1 protein-coding gene is annotated in these 990 nt (G+C 69.1%); it reads left to right on the top strand.

The window, feature by feature from the left end; genetic code table 11:
• Positions 1 to 198: 198 nt before the first annotated feature.
• A partial coding sequence (locus tag PKE99_RS37785; protein ID WP_271215062.1) for an amidohydrolase family protein occupies positions 199 to 990 on the top strand: 792 nt, incomplete at its 3' end.

The following is a 990-nucleotide window of genomic DNA, read 5'->3' as shown; positions in this document are numbered from 1 at the left end:
GCCAGCCCGTCGAGGCCGTCGTCGCCCAGATGGAACTGATGGCCGAACAGGTCCTGCCCGCCTTCGCCGAGGGCCTCACGCCCTCCAGAATCTGACCGCCTCAGCGGCTCGGTGACATGCAGGGCTCGGCGACGTGCAGGCGGCTGTCGCCGAGCTCCCTGGCCTCAGACATACCACGTACCAGCGGACGGTGAACAGGTGAACGACATCGCCATCGAGGGCGGCCTCGTCTGGGCCGCACCAGGCACACACCACGTGAACGGCCTCGTCGTCATCCAGAACGGGATCATCACGTACGTCGGGCCCGCCGACGATGCCGCAGTGCCCGCCGGGACACGACGTATCGACGCGACCGGCTGCACCGTCCTGCCCGGTCTGATCGACGCGCACGTGCACCTGACGACCAACTCCGACCACGACAACGTGGTGGCGAGCAGCACCTTCCGCGGGCAAGTGACCAAGCCGGCCAAGCTTCTGCACGGGCTGCGCAACGCCCATCGGGCCCTCGCAGCCGGCTTCACCACCTTACGGGTGATGGGCCACCGCGACGTCGGAGAGATCGAGCTGCGCGACTTCGTCGAGCAGGGCCTGACCATCGGCCCGCGGCTGCTGGTCTCCCCGTGGTGGATCACCATGACCAACGGCCACGGCGACCTGTTCTACCCGCCCTACACCCCCCGCCGCCGCTGGGACACCGCCGACGGCGTCGACGAGTGCCGCAAGCTCGTCCGGCTGCAAGCTCGCGAGGGCGCCGACTTCATCAAGGTCATGGCCAGCGGCGGGATGTCACCCGGTGAGCAGCCCCACTGGCCGAACTACACCGTCGCCGAGCTCACCGCGATCGTCGACGAGGCACACGACCTCGACCTACGGGTCGCCGCACACGCACTGTCGATCGACGGGATCCGCCGCAGCCTCGCCGCCGGCGTCGACAGTATCGAGCACGGCTCCTACCTGGACGAGCCCACCGCCAAGGAGATGGCCGAGCGC

This window comes from Pseudonocardia halophobica (assembly GCF_027922425.1).
In the GTDB taxonomy this organism is placed as follows: domain Bacteria; phylum Actinomycetota; class Actinomycetes; order Mycobacteriales; family Pseudonocardiaceae; genus Pseudonocardia; species Pseudonocardia halophobica.
This window is presented reverse-complemented; position numbering and strand designations above follow the sequence as displayed.